This is a genomic window from Paenarthrobacter aurescens (assembly GCF_041549525.1).
Lineage (GTDB): Bacteria > Actinomycetota > Actinomycetes > Actinomycetales > Micrococcaceae > Arthrobacter > Arthrobacter aurescens.
Window position 1 is genome coordinate 759,847 of sequence record NZ_CP157456.1, and the last position, 18,449, is coordinate 778,295.

15 protein-coding genes are annotated in these 18,449 nt (G+C 63.9%); 5 read left to right on the top strand and 10 right to left on the bottom strand.

The features are described 5' to 3' along the window. The first annotated feature begins 56 nt into the window (after positions 1–56). Both ABI796_RS03710 and ABI796_RS03715 read left to right on the top strand, forming a co-directional pair. On the top strand, positions 57–698 hold the full coding sequence (locus tag ABI796_RS03710) for a helix-turn-helix domain-containing protein (RefSeq protein WP_141283182.1): 642 nt from the start codon (positions 57–59) through the stop codon (positions 696–698). Further along, on the top strand, positions 691–1,383 hold the full coding sequence (locus ABI796_RS03715) for an SRPBCC domain-containing protein (protein WP_141283181.1): 693 nt from the start codon (positions 691–693) through the stop codon (positions 1,381–1,383). The genes ABI796_RS03710 and ABI796_RS03715 overlap by 8 nt, the downstream gene beginning before the upstream one ends. Here the strand turns inward: ABI796_RS03715 and ABI796_RS03720 are convergent. Next, positions 1,380–1,967, bottom strand: a complete 588-nt coding sequence (locus ABI796_RS03720; RefSeq protein WP_246095757.1) for a TetR-like C-terminal domain-containing protein — start codon at positions 1,965–1,967, stop codon at positions 1,380–1,382. The two genes, ABI796_RS03715 and ABI796_RS03720, sit on opposite strands and share 4 nt — an antisense overlap. Before the next feature lie 89 nt (positions 1,968–2,056). On the opposite strand from ABI796_RS03720, the gene ABI796_RS03725 reads away from it, so the two are divergent. Then, positions 2,057–2,560, top strand: a complete 504-nt coding sequence (locus ABI796_RS03725; protein WP_141283180.1) for a DUF4188 domain-containing protein — start codon at positions 2,057–2,059, stop codon at positions 2,558–2,560. Here ABI796_RS03725 and ABI796_RS03730 read toward each other — a convergent pair. Further along, positions 2,557–4,020 carry a PLP-dependent aminotransferase family protein gene (locus ABI796_RS03730; protein WP_141283179.1) on the bottom strand — a complete coding sequence of 488 codons (1,464 nt, stop codon included), beginning with the start codon at positions 4,018–4,020 and terminating at the stop codon, positions 2,557–2,559. The two genes, ABI796_RS03725 and ABI796_RS03730, sit on opposite strands and share 4 nt — an antisense overlap. A 61-nt stretch (positions 4,021–4,081) precedes the next feature. On the opposite strand from ABI796_RS03730, the gene ABI796_RS03735 reads away from it, so the two are divergent. Further along, entirely contained in the window at positions 4,082–4,705 is a 624-nt protein-coding gene (locus ABI796_RS03735) for a YitT family protein (protein WP_141283178.1), read from the top strand. A gap of 36 nt (positions 4,706–4,741) precedes the next feature. On the opposite strand, the gene ABI796_RS03740 is transcribed toward ABI796_RS03735, so the two are convergent. From ABI796_RS03740 to ABI796_RS03750, 3 genes are read right to left on the bottom strand one after another with little or no spacing between them, the layout of a single operon-like run. Next, the gene (locus ABI796_RS03740; RefSeq protein WP_141283177.1) at positions 4,742–5,971 is read right to left on the bottom strand and encodes a glycoside hydrolase family 26 protein; all 1,230 of its coding nucleotides are present in this window, start codon (positions 5,969–5,971) and stop codon (positions 4,742–4,744) included. Continuing rightward, positions 5,962–6,405 (bottom strand): STAS domain-containing protein, encoded by a 444-nt coding sequence (locus ABI796_RS03745; protein ID WP_141283176.1) that lies wholly within the window; start codon positions 6,403–6,405, stop codon positions 5,962–5,964. Before ABI796_RS03745 ends, ABI796_RS03740 begins: the two co-directional genes overlap by 10 nt. 51 nt (positions 6,406–6,456) lie before the next feature. Beyond that, positions 6,457–8,334, bottom strand: a complete 1,878-nt coding sequence (locus tag ABI796_RS03750) for a glycosyltransferase (RefSeq protein WP_174754516.1) — start codon at positions 8,332–8,334, stop codon at positions 6,457–6,459. 342 nt (positions 8,335–8,676) lie between these two features. On the opposite strand from ABI796_RS03750, the gene ABI796_RS03755 reads away from it, so the two are divergent. Next, positions 8,677–9,939, top strand: a complete 1,263-nt coding sequence (locus ABI796_RS03755; RefSeq protein ID WP_141283175.1) for a glycoside hydrolase family 16 protein — start codon at positions 8,677–8,679, stop codon at positions 9,937–9,939. A 221-nt stretch (positions 9,940–10,160) separates the two neighbouring features. Here ABI796_RS03755 and ABI796_RS03760 read toward each other — a convergent pair whose 3' ends face one another. The 5 genes from ABI796_RS03760 to ABI796_RS03780 all read right to left on the bottom strand — a co-directional run bounded on the left by ABI796_RS03760 (position 10,161) and on the right by ABI796_RS03780 (position 18,302). After that, positions 10,161–10,991 (bottom strand): DNA-formamidopyrimidine glycosylase family protein, encoded by an 831-nt coding sequence (locus ABI796_RS03760; protein WP_141283174.1) that lies wholly within the window; start codon positions 10,989–10,991, stop codon positions 10,161–10,163. Then, positions 10,984–16,008: a DEAD/DEAH box helicase gene (locus ABI796_RS03765; RefSeq protein WP_141283173.1), complete on the bottom strand. Its 5,025-nt coding sequence runs from the start codon at positions 16,006–16,008 to the stop codon at positions 10,984–10,986. Before ABI796_RS03765 ends, ABI796_RS03760 begins: the two co-directional genes overlap by 8 nt. Before the next feature lie 55 nt (positions 16,009–16,063). Next, positions 16,064–16,720, bottom strand: a complete 657-nt coding sequence (locus tag ABI796_RS03770) for a DUF4232 domain-containing protein (RefSeq protein ID WP_174754515.1) — start codon at positions 16,718–16,720, stop codon at positions 16,064–16,066. 104 nt (positions 16,721–16,824) lie between these two features. Beyond that, positions 16,825–17,559, bottom strand: a complete 735-nt coding sequence (locus tag ABI796_RS03775) for a YcnI family protein (protein WP_141283170.1) — start codon at positions 17,557–17,559, stop codon at positions 16,825–16,827. 122 nt (positions 17,560–17,681) lie between these two features. Then, entirely contained in the window at positions 17,682–18,302 is a 621-nt protein-coding gene (locus ABI796_RS03780; protein WP_141283169.1) for a hypothetical protein, read from the bottom strand. Positions 18,303–18,449: the final 147 nt, after the last annotated feature.

The window sequence follows — 18,449 nt, forward strand, 5'->3', positions numbered from 1 at the left end:
AACCGAACATAAAAAAGTTCTTGACAATAAAAGTTGTCGGTACCCATACTTGGAGCATGTTGGACATCGAAGTGATCGAGGACCCGGCCGCGGCGGAAGCCTCGCTGGACCCCATCCGCACCCGCATCCTGCAGGAGCTTGTGGAACCGGCATCCGCCACGCAGTTGGCGGTGAAGGTGGGGCTGCCCAGGCAGAAGGTGAACTACCACCTCAAAGCCTTGGAGCGCCATGGGCTGGTGGAGCTGGTGGAGGAGCGCCGCAAAGGCAACGTCACCGAGCGCGTATTGCGCGCCACGGCGGCCTCCTACCTGATTTCGCCCGTTGCGTTGGCCTCCGTGGCTCCAGATCCGCGCCGTTTCTCGGACCGGTTCTCGGCTTTCTGGTTGCTGTCCCTGGCCTCCCGCACGGTGCAGGAAATGGGCAAACTCATTGCCGGCGCTGCAGTGGCCAAGAAGAAGCTGGCCAGTTTCGCGATCGACGGCGAGATCACCTTCCGCTCTGCTGCCGAACGCGCGGCATTCGCGGAAGAACTCGGCGTTGCGGTGACCCGACTCGTAGATAAGTACCACGACGGCGGTGCTGCCGCCCAGGCGGGCGGCGCACGCAAGCACCGCCTCGTCGTCGTACTTCACCCCGCTCTCAAAACAACCCAAGCCTCCCCGGAGCAACCAGCAGAAAAGGATCAAAGCAATGACTGACAACCGGAAATTCGAGATCGAAGCGGACGTCGAACTGCCCGGCACTCCCGAGCGCGTGTGGCAGGCTGTCACCAAGGACACTCCGGCTTGGATGTTCCCCACGGATCAATGGCCGGACGTCAAAACCACCGAGGAATACCCCAGCCACCTGGTGTCCCGGATGGATGGACCTGATGGCTGGTTCAACCAGTTGGAGCACGTCCTTGAGCCCCTTGAGGGTGGCCGCGCCAAGCTGCACTATGTTCACAGTGGCATCTTTGCCGACAACTGGGACGAACAGTACGACGGCGCCAGCAAACACACCGAGTTCTACCTGCACACCCTGGGCCAGTACCTGCGGTACTTCGATGGCAAGCCGGTGGTCTTCACTGACATCCAGGCGCCCGCGTCATCGCAGACGCCCGACGGTTTCGTGCAGCTGAAAAGGGCCTTGGGTGTGGATGGTGCCGCCGCCGGTTCGCCGTTCGAAGCGGACCTCGACGGCGTGGGCCGGCTGAGCGGGGAAGTGGACTTCTCGAACAAGAACTTCCTGGGCATCCGAACTGGGGACACCATGTACCGCTTCTTCGGCCGGAACGCGTTCGGCGCTCCGGTTGGCATGACGGTGCACGAGTTCAGCGGCTCCGGCGATTCAGAGCTCACGGCCAAGGCCTGGGGTGCATTCCTGGAGAAGGTGTACGCCTAGGAACCCGGTGAGGCCACCCAGGCGCGGGCAACGGAGTCCAGTGCGGCCTCGTATATTGCGGCCCAATCGGTGGCCGGGTCATTCATTTGTGCCAGCTCCAGGCTGACCAGCCCATGGACTTGGCCCCAGATGGCCATGGCCACCAGGGTGGGATCGTCCATGCGCAGTGCACCGGCCCGCTGGGCTGTTACCACTGCTTCCACCAAGGGGAGCATCGACTCGGAGGCGACTTCCGGCGTCGGGCTGCAATCAACATAGGCGGACAACGCGCCGCCGAACATCAGGCGGTAAAGGGCTGTATGTTCCAGTGCCCAGGCGCGGTAGGCGCGGCCCAATCCCAGCAGCCCTTCTTTGGCCGCCTCCCGTTGGGAGTCGCCGAAGGAACGGAAACCGTGGTCGACGGCGGCCGTCAGCAGTTGCGCTTTCCCGCCGAAGAGCGAGTAGATCGCGGTGGTGGACGTTCCGGCGGCTGCGGCGACGTCGCGCAGGGTGACACGGGCCGGGCCCTCGCGGTCCACCAACTCGGCGGTGACCGCAAGAAGTCTGCTCTGGACATGCTGATCATGAATGACGGGTCTTGCCATACCCCCAAGTGTTTCATAACATTGTTTCATAACAGTGTTATGAAACTCTGGAACCAGCAACCGATCGGTTCCCCTACTGAAGGATTCCCATGGCACAGGACGTTTTCCCCGGCCGCTTCACCGCGGACACAGGGCGCGAATCAGTGACCGTCTTCCTCATTGGGATGCGGGCCAACCGGTGGTGGAAGCTGGGCCGGGTGGCCAAGGTGGCCTCAGCGATGCCCATCATGATGCAGCACCTGGCCAAAAACCCTGATGCCGGTCTCCTCGGCAGCGAACAATGGTTTGGGCGAACCACCATGCTGCTCAGCTACTGGGAAAGCCCGGAGCACCTGAGGCGTTTTGCCGCGGACAAGGACTCGCCGCACCTGGGCCCCTGGCGGAAGTTCATGAAAGAGGTCTCAGGAAGCGGCGACATTGGTGTGTGGCACGAGACGTACCAAGTGCCGGCGTCGGGTATTGAAGTGGTGTACAACGGCATGCCGCTCTTCGGCCTGGCCAAGGCCACCACGCATGTCCCCGTGGGACCCGGCAGCAACACAGCTAAGCAGCGCATGGGCGGGGCGGCTCGATCCGCAGGCCCGGCTGCCTAGGCAACCGCGACGGCGGCTGGCCGCTCTGCCTTGAGGGTCCTGCGGAGGTGCGGCGAAGCGTCGAGCTTGTCCTGGGCGGCCCGAAGCGCGCCAACAGCGAACTCCAATTGCGCGGCGGGCAAGGTAAACGGAACGCGAACATAGTGCTCGAACGCCCCACCCACCCCAAAGCGGGGACCGGCTGCCAAGCGAACGCCGAAATCGGGGGCGAGCACAGTCAGGGCGGTGCTGCACGGCGTGGGAAGCCGGCACCACACAGTGAGTCCGCCCCGGGGCCGCTCCACCTCCCATTCCGGCAGGCGCTCCGCAAGCAACCCCAGCAGGGATTCCCGCTGATGCCGAAGCTCCGCGAGCCTGGCATCAAGGGGTTCGGCGAAAGCCCGCACCAGGCGTGCCGCCGCCAGTTGTTCCACCACCGGCCCGCCAAGATCCATGACGGTCCTGGTGGCAACAAAGCGGGCAATAAGGGACTCCTCTGCCCGGATCCACCCGGTCCGCAGCCCTGCCCAATGCGACTTGCTGAGCGAACCAATGGACACCACAGCGGGACTGAAGGATGACATCGGCGCGGTGCGGACGGCGTCGAGATTCAACCCGCGCAGCGTTTCATCCACCACCAACACGGTCCCGGAAGCGGTGGCTGCACGGGCAAGCCGCCGCCGTTGCAGGTCCGACATGATGCGCCCGGTGGGGTTGTGGAAGTCGGGCACCAAGTAGGCCATGGCGGGGCGCTGCTGGTTCATGGTGGCCACCATCGCATCAATATCCCAGGCCGGCGAGGTACTCGACTGTAGTGCAGGCAACGCGACTGGAAGCGGCTTGCAGCCCGCGGCGCGGATGGCGTCCAGGGCGTTGGGATACGTGGGGTGTTCCACCAGGACCCGGTCCTGCTTTCCGGCCAGCGCGCGCAGCACAATGTTGAGCGCATGCTGGGCGCCGGAGGTAACAAGGATCTGGCCAGGGGTGGTGGGGACCCCCTCGGCCGTGTACTTCCCGGCGATGGCTTCGCGGAGGGCCGGAACACCCACGGCGTCGTACCCGAATCCTGGCAGGAGAGCGGGCAACTCGGTGAGCGCGTCAGCGAAGGCCCGGTGGACTACTTCCCCGGCCGCCGGAAGCGAGGCATAAGCCAGGTCCAGAAGTCCCTCCGGAACCGCGAGCCCGGGTGCGCTCACCGGAGTGGTGCGGTGGGGGATGGATGTCCGCCCGCGGCTGCCCTGACCGGCGGTGAGGAAGCCCTGTTCGCGCAGGTTCGCGTACGCGGCCGTGACCGTGGTGCGGCTGAGGCCAAGGGTCTGGGCGAGCGCCCTCTCGCTGGGCAGGGCGACGTCCAGCGGGATTCGGCCGTCCATCACCAGCAAACGCACGACGTCGGACAGCTCGCGGTAGGCGGGCAGGGCGCCGGAGTTCCAGGCGCCGAGGAGACGAACCAGTGCGGTGGGATTCAATGAGCCGGACATCAGACCAGTATTTCAAACTGGCTATGGAATGCAAGGCCAGTTTCATCGGAGGATGGAACCCATGATGACCCGAAGAATCACTCAACTCCTGATCGGCCTGGCAATGTACGGCATCTCCTTGGCCATGTTCATCCGTGCCGGGCTCGGTTTGGACCCGTGGGACGTGTTCCACCAAGGCGTCTCCGAAAAGACCGGCCTCAGCATTGGAGTTGTGGTCATCGCGGTCAGCTTCCTGGTACTTCTCCTGTGGATCCCGCTCCGGCAGATGCCGGGGATCGGAACCATAGCCAACGCAGTGCTGGTGGGTCTCTTCGCTGACCTGGGCCTGTTTCTCATCCCGGAGTTCTCACATCTGGGCGGACAGATCGCCATGCTTGCCGGTGCCGTGATCCTCAACGGCATCGCCTCCGCTTGCTACATCGGCGCCCGTCTTGGACCCGGCGCCCGCGATGGGCTGATGACCGGACTTGTCCGCCGCACCGGCTGGTCCGTGCGCCTGGTTCGCACAGGCATCGAAGTTGTGGTCCTCGCTGTGGGCTTCCTGCTGGGCGGCTCAGTGGGTGTTGGAACGGTGGTCTACGCGTTGGCCATCGGCCCAATTGTGCAGGTCCTGCTCCCCAGGTTCATGGTTCCGGAGAAGGCAAAGGCAACGGCCCCCACGGAAGTTGTGGAAGCCGCTGCCTAGTTCTTGCCCGGGATGGTTCTTACTCAGGATCCCCAGCTAACGGCAGGCCTCAAGATCTTCGCCGTACCGCAACCAGTCCGGCAGGTCCTGACTGAAGGCATCGCGGATGGCAGGCGATCCAGCGCTCCGCCAGTCGACGTCGTCGTTAATTTCGATCTCGTATTTCTTCCACTCGAACCAGTTGATCATTTTCAGCTGTGGATATTTTTGGTGGGTTTCGTCGGAGAAGACCTGACGCCACCAGGCCTGTTTAACGTCCAGCTCGGACGCCCCGGCGCGGGCGGGGGTGAAGATGGCCGCCGTCTCCGGGATGGCTACTGGCTTGCCGTGGTCAACGCCGTATACCTGGTAAAAATCCGGGACGGGGCTGTCGTCGCCGGCGGTGCCGCTGTACGTGCCGGTCAGCATGGCGAGGAACTTGCCGGGCTCGGAGATGTCGTTGTTGCCCCATGGCCGCTGATTGCCCCAGTGATAGAGGGAAACGCCCACCCAATCCACGGCATCGTCCCCTGGATAGTAGGGTGCGTAAGTGTCGTCTGCCATGGTGAGGGTGCCGTCATGGTCTGTATCGAGCGCAGCGAAGTCCGCGGTCCCCGGACGAGCCGCGAACTGGCCCCCGGTAAACGGGTAGCCACCGCCATAGTTGGGCGCCCACATCATGGACGTACCCGGCGCCCCCGCATGGATTGCGGCGGCTACTTTGCGGAACACCTCCACGTAACGCAGCGGCTGCTGGCCCCAGGAATACCAGGACCCGTTCATCTCGTGCGCAAAACGTACGACGACGGTGGTCCCCTGATCATTGATGGCCCGTAAGTCTGTGGCCAATTTGGCGATCACTTCCTCGCTCATGGTCTCCAAGCCGCCGTGCGGTTCGAGTGTCAGCAGGAGCACGCCGCCCGTTGCGCGGACCTGGGTGACGGCGTTGGTGGTGTGCGCCCACGTTTGATCGTCATAAGGGATGTCAGAGAACTGCACCACCACTGCGGGATCATGGCCAAGATTCCCACGGTGCTCTGACAAGGTCTCCGAGTCCCAATCCAGGTTCACGCCCAAAAGCACACCGTCCTTGGGAATCACGGTGGAAGCATCACCTGCCCTGCAGAGTGACAATGCCTGAACTACGGGGACCACCTCCTTGGACGCAAAACCCAGGCCCGTGGCCGTCAACGCCGTCACCAGCAAAGGGATGAGCAGGCTGGCCCGGCGACGTTTCCTGTTCGGGTGGCCGGCGAAAGTGGGAGTCTGTGCCACGGTCAGCCCCATCCGAGGGAACGATGCCGGCGCCCGAACAGCTTCGGCCATCTGGAGCCGGGCGAAAGCCGGCGCGGCCGCCCGGGAGCAGCGCCGCCGTCGACGGCTTCCTCCCGGGTTGGGTAGATGCGGGCGACGTGACCCAGATGGGCTTGGAGCCGGGTGTCCTGCAGCTCATTGGAAGTGCCGAAGAGGCGAAGATCGCCGCCGCGGGACCGGAGCAGGTGGAGCACCTCGAACAGCCCCACAACCCCTGACGCTGCTACGGATCTCACCGCCGTGACATTGAGCAGGACCAGGATGGGGCCGTCCTCAGCGGCCTTGGCGGAGGCTTCACGGACGGCACGAACGGTAGTGGCATCCAGGGTTCCGGCGATCTTCAGATCCAAACCGGTCAGCTGTGCAGATGGAGAGGAAAGGGTGCTCGGGGCATGGGAGAGGGACATGGGGGCGCTCCTTGCTGGGGGATGGAACGGCTTTTACTGAAGGGTGTTTGGTTACGGTGCGGGCGGAGCGTTCACTGCGCTGGTGAATTCCTTGGGAGCAGGCATTGGCTCCACGAGGTCCTCTCCGGGGCCCCGGTACCTGGCGGCTCCGATCACCACGCTCAGCAGGGCAAGGTCCAACGCAACCCAGGCCAGGGTGATGAGGGTGGGATACAGCGGCGCTTCACCGGTGGACACCCGCGCGATGCCCATCAACGAGGACACAACAAGCAACGCCATGGCAGCCACCTGCAACCTGACGTGGCGGAAGCCGCGTCCTGTGGCTTGCTTGCTCTTGGCTGTGACAGAGAACGTGAGGTGTTTGCCGAGAAAAACCGCGGCCGCACCTGAACAGGTTGCCGCGATCCAGGTGGGAAACAACGCAAAGGACCATTGCTGGCCGCGCCACAAGCCCTTGGAGCCGTTGCCCGCTGCTTGGAAGAGCAACTGGCAGGAGAAGAAGAAAGGCAGGAAGAGGCAGAAGAACACCACGGGACTGGCAGTGAGCGGGTACGTACCTGCCACCAGAAACACCACCGGCGCTGCGATATAGCTCAGGGCAGCGAAACCGTTGAGGTAACTGGTCATGGTTCCCAAATACATGAGGCGCTGGGCCACCGTGAGCCCCCGGAGCAACAACGGATTGTCACTGAAGAACACCTGCATGGTCCCTGCCGCCCATCTGTGCCGCTGGGAGAGCATGGTGGAGACGTCCTCCGGGGCCAGCCCGTGAACCAGGACCTCGTGGTGGTAGACGCTGCCCCAACCCATCGCGTGGAGATGCATGGCCGTGGCCATATCCTCGGTGATGGTGGTGGTGTCCATGGGGTGGATGGCCAGCGCTTGGTCCGTGTGGGCCACATCTACCGATTCCAGGACCGCGTCCAATTCCGGCACCACGTCCTCCATGGCTTCGGGGACCGCCAAGGCAGCTGTATGGAAAGCTACGCGGAGTTCAAACGTGATCTCGGCAAGGACATCACCACGGCGCACCTGCCGTTCCGCACGCGCCACCGCCTCCAGGGCCTGCTCCACCACGGGCATCGCGGCGGGATGACGCCTGCCCAGTTCGCCGTGAAGGTCCTGCAAACGCGATCTGCCCCGGCGCAAGGCCCGCCACGTCTGCTCGGTGGCGGTCCGCGTGTAGCGGGTCAAGCCAAGGGCCATGAGGGCTTCCCTGCGAAGGACGGCATTGGAACCGCAGAAGAACGCTGCGTCCCAGCCATCCTTGCCCTGTTGGATGGGACCGTAGAAGAGTTCCGCCTGGCTTCCCAGCGGATCCCGCTCCGGAACATTCCAAAAGTGCTGCGGGGTTTGTACGAAGGCCACTTCCTCAGCATCGAAATAGCCCAGCACGCGGTCCAGGAAGCGCGGTTCAGGAACTTGGTCTGCGTCGAAAATAGCCACGAACTCACCTGTTGTCACGGACAGGGCGTTGTTGACGTTTCCTGCCTTGGCAAAGCGCTGGCGGCCATCCCACTCAGGACCACGGGTGATATACCCGACGCCGATCTCCCGTGCTGCTTCAGCAAATTCGGCCCGATCTCCGTCGTCAAGAATCCACGTTTGGTGGGGGTACTCCATGTCCCGGGCCGCGACGGCCGTTTTCAGCACCAGGTCCAAGGGCTCGTTATAGGTGGCAATGAACACGTCCACCGATCTGCCCGGCAGGGCAGGCGGGGGAGGGGGACGTCGTCGTGCATTCCACATGGTCACGGCGTAAAGCGCCGATTCGCCAAGGCTGTAGGTTTCCGCGGCCACAAGGGGCAGCGAGATCCACCAAGCATCCCAGGCAACGGTGCTGGACCACCGCCAACTGATATAGATCAGCCCAAAGGAAACCACCAGAACTGCAAGGATCCTTACCAGTATTTGTCTGTAAATGCCCATCATTAGCCTCCGGTAACTGCTGGGGAAAAGGCCAAGGCGCGCCGGAATGTCCACACGCTCCTCAGAGCGAGGTTGGGAGGACACGGCTGACGCGCCTGGAGCTGCATCATCGATGCTCAAGGGAAGGAATTCGGCTGCGAACGGAATGTCCTCATGCCAACTGCCTTGACCGAAGCGGTTTCGAGCCAGTTGGTTCCTGATTCCACTGTCCCGCGCCTGTATTTCATCCTCGTTACGGACTGGAAAAGTAAACTCGCGTTGATTATTTCCTTGCCGTGACGTTTTGCGTGTTGGCTTCAAAAGGCTTGCGCGTTACGGGCAGAGACCCTCAAAGTGGCAACCATGAAGCGAAGACTCATGCCCCTGACGATGCTCGTCGTCGGCCTGACCATCGCAGCTACCGTCATAGCTCCGGAGCCGTCCGCACTGGCAGCAGCAGGCATGCCCGCCCCCGGCGCGCTGGTGTGGAGCGACGAATTCAACGGCCCCGCCGGCACAGCACCCGACCCCGAAAAATGGACACAGGACACAGGAGGATCCGGATGGGGCAACGGTGAACTGCAGTACTACACCGGGCGCACCAGCAACGCCGCCGCAGATGGACAGGGCAACATGGCCATCACTGCGCGCAGGGAAAATCCTGCCGGGTACCAGTGCCACTACGGGACGTGCCAGTACACCTCAGCCCGGCTGTTGACGGCGGGCAAATTCAGCAGGATGCACGGCAGGTTTGAAGCACGTCTCAAGCTGCCTCAAGGGCAAGGAATGTGGCCCGCATTCTGGATGCTGGGCGACAACGTTTTCACGGATGGTTGGCCAGCGAGCGGCGAACTGGACGTCATGGAAAACGTTGGCAAGGAACCCGGCACGGTCTGGGGAAGCATCCACGGCCCCGGCTACTCCGGATCCAGCGCTGCCAACGCCAGCTACACGCTGCCCAACGGCAAAGCATTGAGCGATGCTTTCCACACGTTCACCGTGGACTGGGCTCCGGAATCCATCACCTGGTACATCGACGGCATTCCCTACTCACAAAAGAGCAAAGCCGGAACCACAGGCCCCTGGGTGTTCGACCACAACTTCTTCCTCCTCCTGAACCTTGCCGTGGGCGGCCACTGGCCGGGCGCACCCGATTCAGGCACAGAGTTTCCGCAATCGCTGCTGGTTGATTACGTCCGCGTGTACGAACTCGCAGCGGCTCCGGCCGCACCTGCCGCTGCTGCCGCTACCCGCATACAGGGCTACGCCGGGAAGTGCATCGACATAGCCGGCCGCCAGGCCGTTGACGGTGCCCCGCTTCAGCTGTGGGACTGCGATACCTCCGCGTCGGAGCAATGGACCTTTGCCACCAACGGCACCGTCCGCTCACTGGGCAAATGCATGGATGTTGCCTGGGGTTCAACCGCTAACGGCGCCAGAATCCAGCTCACAGGCTGCAACGGCAGTGCGGCGCAAAAGTTCGTCCTGAACCACTCCGGTGATCTGGTGAACCCGCAGGCCAACAAATGCGTAGATGTTACCGACTGGAATTCGTCCAACGGGGCCTACTTACAGTTATGGGATTGCGCCGGCTCCACCAACCAAAAGTGGTGGCGGATGGCGTAGAAAACGTCCGACGGCGGCGCGCAGCTTGCGGTGTCCGGCGGCTATTGCTGGGGCGGCTGGGGAGCTTCCTGGAGTAGCGGGCCGGACAGGCAGATGCGCGCAGCCGTCGCGGCGGCAGGTGGCCGGGCCTGGCCGGCTTTAATGTGGCCAGGTCCGGCTGGTTGTTGGTGTGCCTGGACAGGGTGCCGGCTCGGGGCTTTTGCGGCGCAGGTTGCAGGGTTTCACGGCGCCGGCTGGCAGCGCGGACAGAAGTAGATGTCCCGTTCCTCCGTGCCGTCCGGTCCTGCCAAGAGCCCGCGGCGAACGGTGGCGCCGCAGCGCCTGCACGGTTGGCGTTCCCGCCCGTACACCCAGTATCCGGGGCGCAATGCGCGCGGGCCCAGGGTGGTTCGCCGGCCCGGGCCCAGGTTCTCGCCGAGGAGGCGTTTGGCATCGTTGATGGTCTTGGCGAGGTCCGGCACTTCGCCCACGGGCAGGGCAGGGTGGATACCGGAGAGGTAGCACGCCTCGCAGCGGTAGATGTTGCCAATGCCCGCGAGCTTCCGCTGATCCAGCAGGGCAAATCCCACGGTAACGTCGGGTTCGGCGCGAAGCCTGCGCAGGGCCTCCTCTTCATCCCAATCCGGGCCGAGCAGATCCGGGCCCAGGTGCCCCACAATCTTCTCTTCCTCAGCAGTAGGCACCACTTCCAGGATTCCGAGTGAAAACCCGACGGCGTCCGCCGAGTCCGTGCGGAGCACACACCGCGCAGTGTGGCCGGGTTTGGTCCAACGGCCACCCGGCGGATAAATCATCCAGCTCCCTTCCATTTTGAGGTGGGAGTGGATGGTTAGTGCGCGGGGTTTCCTGCTGGCCCCGGGTTCCTCATCAACCGGTCCCGCCAAGCGCATGAGCAGGTGCTTTCCGCGGGGGACAACCTCGGTCATGGTCCAGCCCGCAAGGTTCAAGGTGGCGAACCGAGGCACGCGGAAGTCTGAGGCGTTGATGATCTTTCCGGCCAATGCCTCGTTCAGGCGTGAGGCAGCCCGCCAAATGGAATCGCCTTCAGGCACGGATCCGCAGTCCCTTCGGTGTGGAGTAGGCGCCCGCGGCCGCGAGGGCAACGGCGATGGGAGTTTCCAGGAGATCGTGACCGTTGACCTTCTCCATGAAGAGCTTGTCCACGGCGCCGCGGCGGACCACATCCACCAATGCCTGCGCCGCTACGGTCAGCACGGCGTCGTCCTGGCTGAAGGTGAGCAGCGTCTTGCCTCCGCGTTCAACGTAAAGGATCAACGCGCCGTCCACCATCACCACCAACGCTCCGGCTTTACGTCCCGGGCGGTGACCTGAACCGGCATCGACGGACAATGCCGGCCAGGGGAGGGCCGCCCCGTACGGGTTGGCGGGATCGGTGGCTGCCAGGGCCAGTGCGGACGGCTCGGCTTTGGAGATCCGGGCATCCTCGGTGAAGGACCTGAGCCGATCCACCGTGGCCGGCACGGCGAACTGGGCTGCCCCAAGATGCTCAATGAAGTAGCCCCGCCGGCACCGCCCGGCCTCTTCCAGGCGTGCCAGCACTTTATACATGAGCCCGAAGCCGCCAATGATGTTCTCTGCCATCACCGAGCCACGGGTAACCACGCCGTAGCGGTCCAACAAAAGCTCAGCGGTGCCGCGGGCATGAATGGTGGGGTCCAGTTCCGGCGCGGGCAGCGCTGACCAGCGGCCCACTGCCGACGGCGGCGCGGCGGCAATGCCACCCGATACGGAGCCGTAGCGACCACCCGTGAGCCCGGGAGAGCCCAGCAATCCCGTCCCGTGGGAACGGCCAAGCCTGCTCATCCGCGGAGCCCGGGCCCTGGGCGCCTTGGCTACTTGCCGGTGGGCGGTCTTCCCGCCTGCGATCATGGCCCTGACCGGGGCGAAAGTATCGCCCGTCACCCGGCCTGCCCACACGAGGTCCCAAAGCGCGGAGACCACGGCGTCGTCACTCAACACCGCATCCATTCCACCGGCCACATCCGTGAGTTGCCGGAAGAAATAGCCACCACCGGCACTGAAATGCTCCAGGAGCCGCTGCTGCGCATCGCCGGGTTCGAACTCGGGGTCCGGGTTGAGCGTCAGCTCAGCGGAATCGGCCACATGGAGGCTGATCCAGCCGTCGTTCCCGGGTAGGGACCCCGCCCCGGACCACAGGAGTTCACCGGCTGCCATGAGTTCATCCAACATGGCCGGTTTATAGTCGGCCACCCTGCTGGCCAGGACCAATGGTTCCCACGCTGATGCAGGGATAGGTACGCCGGACAGTTGATCCACTGCCGTGATGATCCCGTCCAGCCCCCTCAACGCCTGGCTTCGGGACTTACCCGGCGCGGTCACGTTCTGCCAGGCAGGCAGGAAACGCCCATAGGCTGCAGTGTCTACAGGCTCCACCTCAGCCCGCAGGGCCGCGAGCGAACGGCGCCGCAGTTTCCGCAGGACCTCGGCGTCACACCATTCACTGGAGGGTGGGGCGTCTACGCTCATGAGCTCTGAATCGGCTCGTTCTGCGGGCTGCTCAGCCACGGCGTGAGGCCGGAATTCGCCTTCCACCACACGGCCGTCATCGGCGAGGCGCCTCAAAGCCGTGTTGACCACTGCGACACCAAGGCCCAGCCTGGACGCAGCTTCGGACGCCGTGAAAGGTCCGTGGGTTCGCGCGTAACGGGAAACGAGATCGCCCAAAGGATCGTGGACCGGCTCAATGAAAGCCAGCGGCACACCCATGGGAAGCGGAACTCCGATTGCGTCGCGGAGTCGAGCAGCATCCTCAATGGCAGCAAAACGCTCGACGCCGCCGATTGTTACCTTCAGCGCGCGGTTGGCTTTCTGCAAGGCCGCGAGGTGGGCCCCGGCGTCCGCCACGCTGCCGGATGGGGTGGTGACGGAAGCTTCCTCTGCGAGCTGGGCGTCATCGAGCTGCGGGTCAACCAGCTGTGCGTCAGCGAGCTGTGCGTCAGCTGGGGACGGCGCTCGTGTTTCCGGCTGCGGGCTGGATTCGGGTTGTTGGGTACCCTCCAGTCGCTCTGCCACTTCTGCAGTACTGAGTGGGCCGAGCAGGCGCAGAAGATCGGCTACGCCTTCCATGCCACGGACCCTGCGGTCCGGGGCCAAACGCTGAAGCTCCAACTCCGTGGAGTCGATGACCTGGGCGTCCAGGAGTTCGCGCAGTTCCACACGGCCCAGGAGCTCGTTGAGGAGGGTGGAGTCCAGGGCGAGGGCAGCTGCCCTGCGTTCGGCCAAGGGAGAGTCGCCCTCGTAAAGGAACTGGGCAACGTAGCCGAACAACAGAGACTTTGCGAAAGGGGAGGGTTGCTGCGTGGTGGTTTCCACGATCCTCAATTCCCTGCGCTCTACTGATGCGGCAATGTCCTTCAACGCTGGGAGATCGTAAACATCCTGCAAGCATTCCCGGACGGCTTCGAGAACTATCGGGAAGGAAGGGTACTTCTTGGCGACATCCAGCAATTGTGCTGAGCGTTGGCGTTGCTGCCATAAGGGCTGGCGCTTGGCCGGATTCTGGCGGGGCAGGAGCAAGGCGCGGGCTGCACATTCACGGAAGCGGGATGCGAACAGTGCACTGCCGCCCACCTCAGCCGTGACAATTTGTTCGAGTTCCTCGGGGTCGAAGAGGAAGAGCTCAGCACCCGGTGGCTCATCCTCCATCATGGGCACCCGCAGGACAATGCCGTCGTCCGCTGCCATGGCCGAGCCGTCCAAACCATAGCGCTGCTGCAGCCGTTGGCCCACGGCAAGTGCCCAAGGGGCGTGAACGGGCATGCCAAACGGGCTGTGCAGGACTACCCGCCAATCGCCCAGTTCGTCGTGGAACCGTTCCACCACCAAGGTGCGGTCGTTGGGGACGATCTCCGTGGCTTCCTTCTGCTCCCTGAGGTATTGAATCAGGTTGCTCGCGGCGAAGGCATCCAAACCACTGGCCTGGCAACGTTCCATGGCAGGGGCTTCATCTGCAGCCGATAGTTCCCTGATGAAGGCACCCAACGCGCGGCCCAAGTCCACAGGCCTGCCCAAGGAGTCGCCCTTCCAGAAAGGAAGTTTGCCGGGCTGACCAAACGCGGGGGAGACCAGCACGCGATCATGGGTGATGTCCTCGATCTTCCAACTGGTGGCACCCAGCGCAAAGACGTCCCCTACACGGGACTCGTACACCATTTCCTCGTCGAGCTCACCAACCCTGCGTCCACCCTTGGCAGCGCGGGCGTTTGCTGTGGGTTCGGAGCCGTCGGCACTGCCGGGAGAAGCCGAGCCCTCCACTTCCGTGCCGATGATGTAAACGCCAAAGAGGCCACGGTCCGGGATGGTGCCGCCGGAAGTCACTGCCAAGCGCTGGGCACCGGGCCGGCCTTCAATGGTCCCGGCGTGCCGGTCCCAGATGATGCGTGGCCTCAGTTCCGCGAATTCGTCCGATGGGTACCTGCCAGCCAAGAGGTCCAATGTGGCCTCGAATGCCGAGCGCGGCAGGCTGGCAAAGGGCGCGGAGCGACGCACGGTGCTGAACCACTCCTCAACATCAATGCTGCCCAAAGCGGTAGCGGCCACTGTTTGCTGGGCAAGGATGTCCAACGGATTGGCCGGGATGCTCAGGCGCTCAATCTGCCCGGCGAGCATACGCTCAACGGTGACACTCGTATGGAGGAGATCGGCCCGGTGCTTGGGGAAGAGGACGCCCTCTGAGATTTCGCCAACTTGGTGCCCGGCACGGCCGACGCGTTGCAGGCCACTGGCAACAGAAGGTGGCGATTCCACTTGGACCACCAGATCTACGGCACCCATATCGATGCCGAGCTCCAGTGATGACGTTGCAACCACGCAGCGCAGCCGTCCGGACTTAAGATCGTCCTCGATCATGGCGCGCTGGTCCTTGGACACCGAGCCGTGGTGGGCGCGGGCCAGCACAGGATCGGCCCCGTTGGTACTGCCTGCCTGAGCCATCATGTGCGCGGGGGTAGCCGTGGAGGCGGGAACTCCCGGTCCGGTTTCAGGGTTGCCTTCCGGAGCCGCCCACTCGCTGCCGCCCACCGCCATTAGCTGGCGTTCGGCATAGATCTCGTTGAGCCTGGCTGTGAGGCGTTCCGAGAGCCGGCGGGAATTGGCGAAGACAATGGTGGATTGCTTGGACAGGACCAGATCCACAATCTGTTCCTCAACATGCGGCCAGATGGACGCCTGCGGCTGCAACCCCGACGCCGGCCCGGAGTCGAACGCACCCGCAGCGCCTTGGAGATCGGACATGTCCTCCACAGGAACCGTGACCGTGAGGTTCCAGTTCTTCTTGGACGGCGGCGCCACGATTTCCACCGGAGCTTGGCCGGCCAGGAATTGGGCCACCAGTTCCCTCGGCTGCACAGTAGCGGAAAGTCCGATTCGTTGAGCGGGCTTGGGAAGCAGGGCGTCGAGCCGTTCGAGGGACACAGCCAAATGAGCGCCGCGCTTGGTCCCGGCCACGGCGTGCACTTCATCGATGATGATGGTGTCCACTTCGCTGAGGGTCTCCCGGGCACGGGAGGTCAGCATGAGGAACAGGGATTCCGGTGTAGTGATGAGGATATCCGGCGGGCTGGTCAACAGCGTGCGGCGATCCGCCGCCGTCGTATCTCCCGAGCGGACGCCCACCGTCACCAGCGGTGCGGGAAGCCCTAAGCGTTTGGCAGTTTGGGTGATGCCGATCAAGGGCGCACGGAGGTTTCGCTCAACATCCACACCCAGCGCTTTCAGCGGCGATATGTAGAGGACGCGCGTCTTGGTTTTGGGCCGCTTCGCCCTGCCCTTGCCATTGGCCGGAACATTTTCGAGACCCGGCAGAGCATCGCTGGGCTTGGAATGCAGGCGATCGAGCGCCCACAGGAAAGCAGCGAGGGTTTTACCGGACCCCGTAGGAGCCACTACCAGGGCATGGGAGCCTGAGGAGATCGCGTTCCACGCGCCGTCCTGCGCGGGTGTGGGCTCGGAAAAAGCGCCGAGGAACCATTCCCTGGTTGCCTGGCTGAAACGGCTGATGGCGCCATCCGACGCCTGCGGCTCCTGCATCCCTCCATCATGCCCCACGGCTCCGACAGAATAAGCCGAAGCCGTGGGAATACGGTCAGACCGCCTGGAAAGCGGTGATGGTCAGGAGCTTGATGCCGGCATTGCTGCACGCATCGTGGGGCTCGGGGATGAACAGTGACGCGGTGTCGTTGGGCGGATAGATCCGGTATCCGGCCGCGGGGGTCTTGGTGCAGTCGCCGTAATTGCCGGCCTGCGTGTAACGGATTTCTGCCCAGGCGGACTTACCCGGGGCCAGTTCGATTTTGGTCACAGGGGTTGTGGTTTCCCGGGTTGCCGGTTCGCCGATCGGTTCACCGTTGGCGTCGGCAGTGAGGGAAACTCCCGCAAAACCTTCCAGGATGCAGGGGGCGCTGCCGGAGTTGGTCAGGATCAACTTTTCATAGATGCTGCCCGCAGCACCGCCGCCGGTTGCGTCAGTTGCTGCGGCGAGGGACGCCGCTTTGCACAAGCCCGCTGCTGCGGGTGCTTCGGACGTTGCTGTTGCCGAGGGGGATGGCGGCGTGGTGGCGGTTGGGGATGGCGGGTTCGACGTCGCTGACGCTGACGGCGCTGATGCCGACGGCGTGGAAGAGGTTGGCGGGGCAGTGCTGGTTCCTGACGGGCTGGGGCTTGGCCCACAGGCAGCAAGAAGGAGCAGCGCAGCGGCTGCCGTCGTCGTCACAAGACCGGTTTTGATGCGCTGAGTCCACATGGGCACCAGCTTTGCCACGGCCGCGGTACGAGTCAATTCAGCCACGGCCGTGAAAACGGATTGGCGCCCGGATCGTGATCTTCCGGGCGCCAATCCGGCGTCAACTACTTGGTGGTGGCCTTCGCCGCTGCCGGCTTTGCTGAACGGCTACGGAAGAACGCGGCGCCGCCCAGGCCCAAGCCGGCGATTCCCGCGATCAGGCCGGCCCAGCTACGTGCCTGCGAGCCGTCGTCGGTTACAGCCGAGGCCTGCTCTGTGGAGACGGCTTCCGCGGCGTGGTGGTCGCCGGCAGCGTCGGCCGGAGTGATGGTGACCGACGGCGCCGGAGCCTTGAGGTCATGCGGATCCTGGCCCTCCTTGGCGATTTCAGACCAGTCAGTTTGACCCTGCTCGCAGGTCTGCAGAGTGGGGAAGTAAATGGTTTTGCCCGCTGCGTCCGGCAGCTTGACCGACAAGACCAGGGCGTCACGCAGGTGCGGGTCCAGGGGCGTCTTGGCCGTGTACACGATCTGGCTTGTCCGCTTGGTGATGGTGGTGCCGTCATCCAGTTTCTTGGGCTCAGCGAGCGTCTCGGTAACCTTCTCCACGGTCCAGTTGGGGTTGACCGTGGGCTGGGCGTCGTTCAGTTCCTCGGGCAGTGAAATGGCCACTTTGGTGGTGCCGAAGGTATCGCAGCCGTGGGGGATTCCAAAGGTCACCAGCGCGTAGGAGTTGGCGGCGGTCTTGTTGGGGTCGGCGCCAACGTGAGCGGATGCTCCGGCCAGTCCGGCCATCATCAGGGCAGCGGTTCCACCGGCGACGGCGGTGGCGGAGAGGGTGCGGCGAATCGAGGATTTCATGGGAAGTGCCTTTCGGGGGCGCCGAATGAAGCGGCGCGGGGTACGGGTTTGAGGCCCGTCACCATGCAAAGGCTGTGCTGTTGCAGCGCGTGATTTTTGTGCGCAGAAGGTGCCGGGCGGAACTAAGGAAGTACGACGACGGCGGGCGGGCCGCGGCGGCTGTCTTGCCTGAGGTTCCGCCAGGGGCGGGGGATGAAGACGTCGGGTGCGCCGACTGACACAGGCGAGGCCGCGGCGTCGGGCCTGAACAACAACGCCGGCAGGGTGACCAACGGACGCAACCACGCGGCGAGCTGCCAGAGCGCGGTTTCGCCTTTGGCCAGGACCAGGGCAGAAGCAACAGTGGCGACGACGTGGCCCACGAACATGATGGTGCCGAATGCTGTGCCGAGCTCATGGGTATGTGTAGCTGCGATGTCCAGCCCGGCGCTCAAAGGTTCAGCGCCGAGGTGGTGCTTTGTTTCCTGCACGTTTGCCGATATTGGGCCCAAGGCGGTGAAAGCCTCGTGAAGCGCCAACTGGCCTGCGCCCAAGATTCCGGCCATGGTGACCAGATTCAGCTTGAACCGGGTGGCCAGCGTGGCAGCCAGGGCCGTCAGCGCAACGAGCGCCAGGAGGACCGGTGCTGTGGGAAGTTCCCCGCCGCCCGCCACGTGGGCCGCTGCGGCGAGAATGACAATAACCAACGAGACGGCGCCGGAACGCAACGCATGGAAGGGCACCCGGGCCTGCGATGTGCGCACGGGACCTCCCTCATCTATGGCTGTTGTTGATCGAGCGTTTTGATTCTATCGGGAGTTCGGTGCGGGTCTGGTCTCGGATGGGTGCGTATGTGGATACTTGCGCCGAGGAGTGAGCTTCCGGCGCTTTGGCAGGCTGAAAGTACCGAG

Bases quoted from the DNA above. Each gene is read 5' to 3' on its own strand.
- ABI796_RS03715 (WP_141283181.1), top strand. From the start codon at position 691: ATGACTGACAACCGGAAATTCGAGATCGAAGCGGACGTCGAACTGCCC.
- ABI796_RS03745 (WP_141283176.1), bottom strand. From the start codon at position 6,405: ATGTCCCTCTCCCATGCCCCGAGCACCCTTTCCTCTCCATCTGCACAG.
- ABI796_RS03735 (WP_141283178.1), top strand. From the start codon at position 4,082: ATGATGACCCGAAGAATCACTCAACTCCTGATCGGCCTGGCAATGTAC.
- ABI796_RS03750 (WP_174754516.1), bottom strand. From the start codon at position 8,334: ATGGGCATTTACAGACAAATACTGGTAAGGATCCTTGCAGTTCTGGTG.
- ABI796_RS03755 (WP_141283175.1), top strand. From the start codon at position 8,677: ATGAAGCGAAGACTCATGCCCCTGACGATGCTCGTCGTCGGCCTGACC.
- ABI796_RS03730 (WP_141283179.1), bottom strand. From the start codon at position 4,020: ATGTCCGGCTCATTGAATCCCACCGCACTGGTTCGTCTCCTCGGCGCC.
- ABI796_RS03710 (WP_141283182.1), top strand. From the start codon at position 57: ATGTTGGACATCGAAGTGATCGAGGACCCGGCCGCGGCGGAAGCCTCG.
- ABI796_RS03770 (WP_174754515.1), bottom strand. From the start codon at position 16,720: ATGTGGACTCAGCGCATCAAAACCGGTCTTGTGACGACGACGGCAGCC.
- ABI796_RS03775 (WP_141283170.1), bottom strand. From the start codon at position 17,559: ATGAAATCCTCGATTCGCCGCACCCTCTCCGCCACCGCCGTCGCCGGT.
- ABI796_RS03740 (WP_141283177.1), bottom strand. From the start codon at position 5,971: ATGGGGCTGACCGTGGCACAGACTCCCACTTTCGCCGGCCACCCGAAC.
- ABI796_RS03765 (WP_141283173.1), bottom strand. From the start codon at position 16,008: ATGCAGGAGCCGCAGGCGTCGGATGGCGCCATCAGCCGTTTCAGCCAG.
- ABI796_RS03725 (WP_141283180.1), top strand. From the start codon at position 2,057: ATGGCACAGGACGTTTTCCCCGGCCGCTTCACCGCGGACACAGGGCGC.
- ABI796_RS03720 (WP_246095757.1), bottom strand. From the start codon at position 1,967: ATGGCAAGACCCGTCATTCATGATCAGCATGTCCAGAGCAGACTTCTT.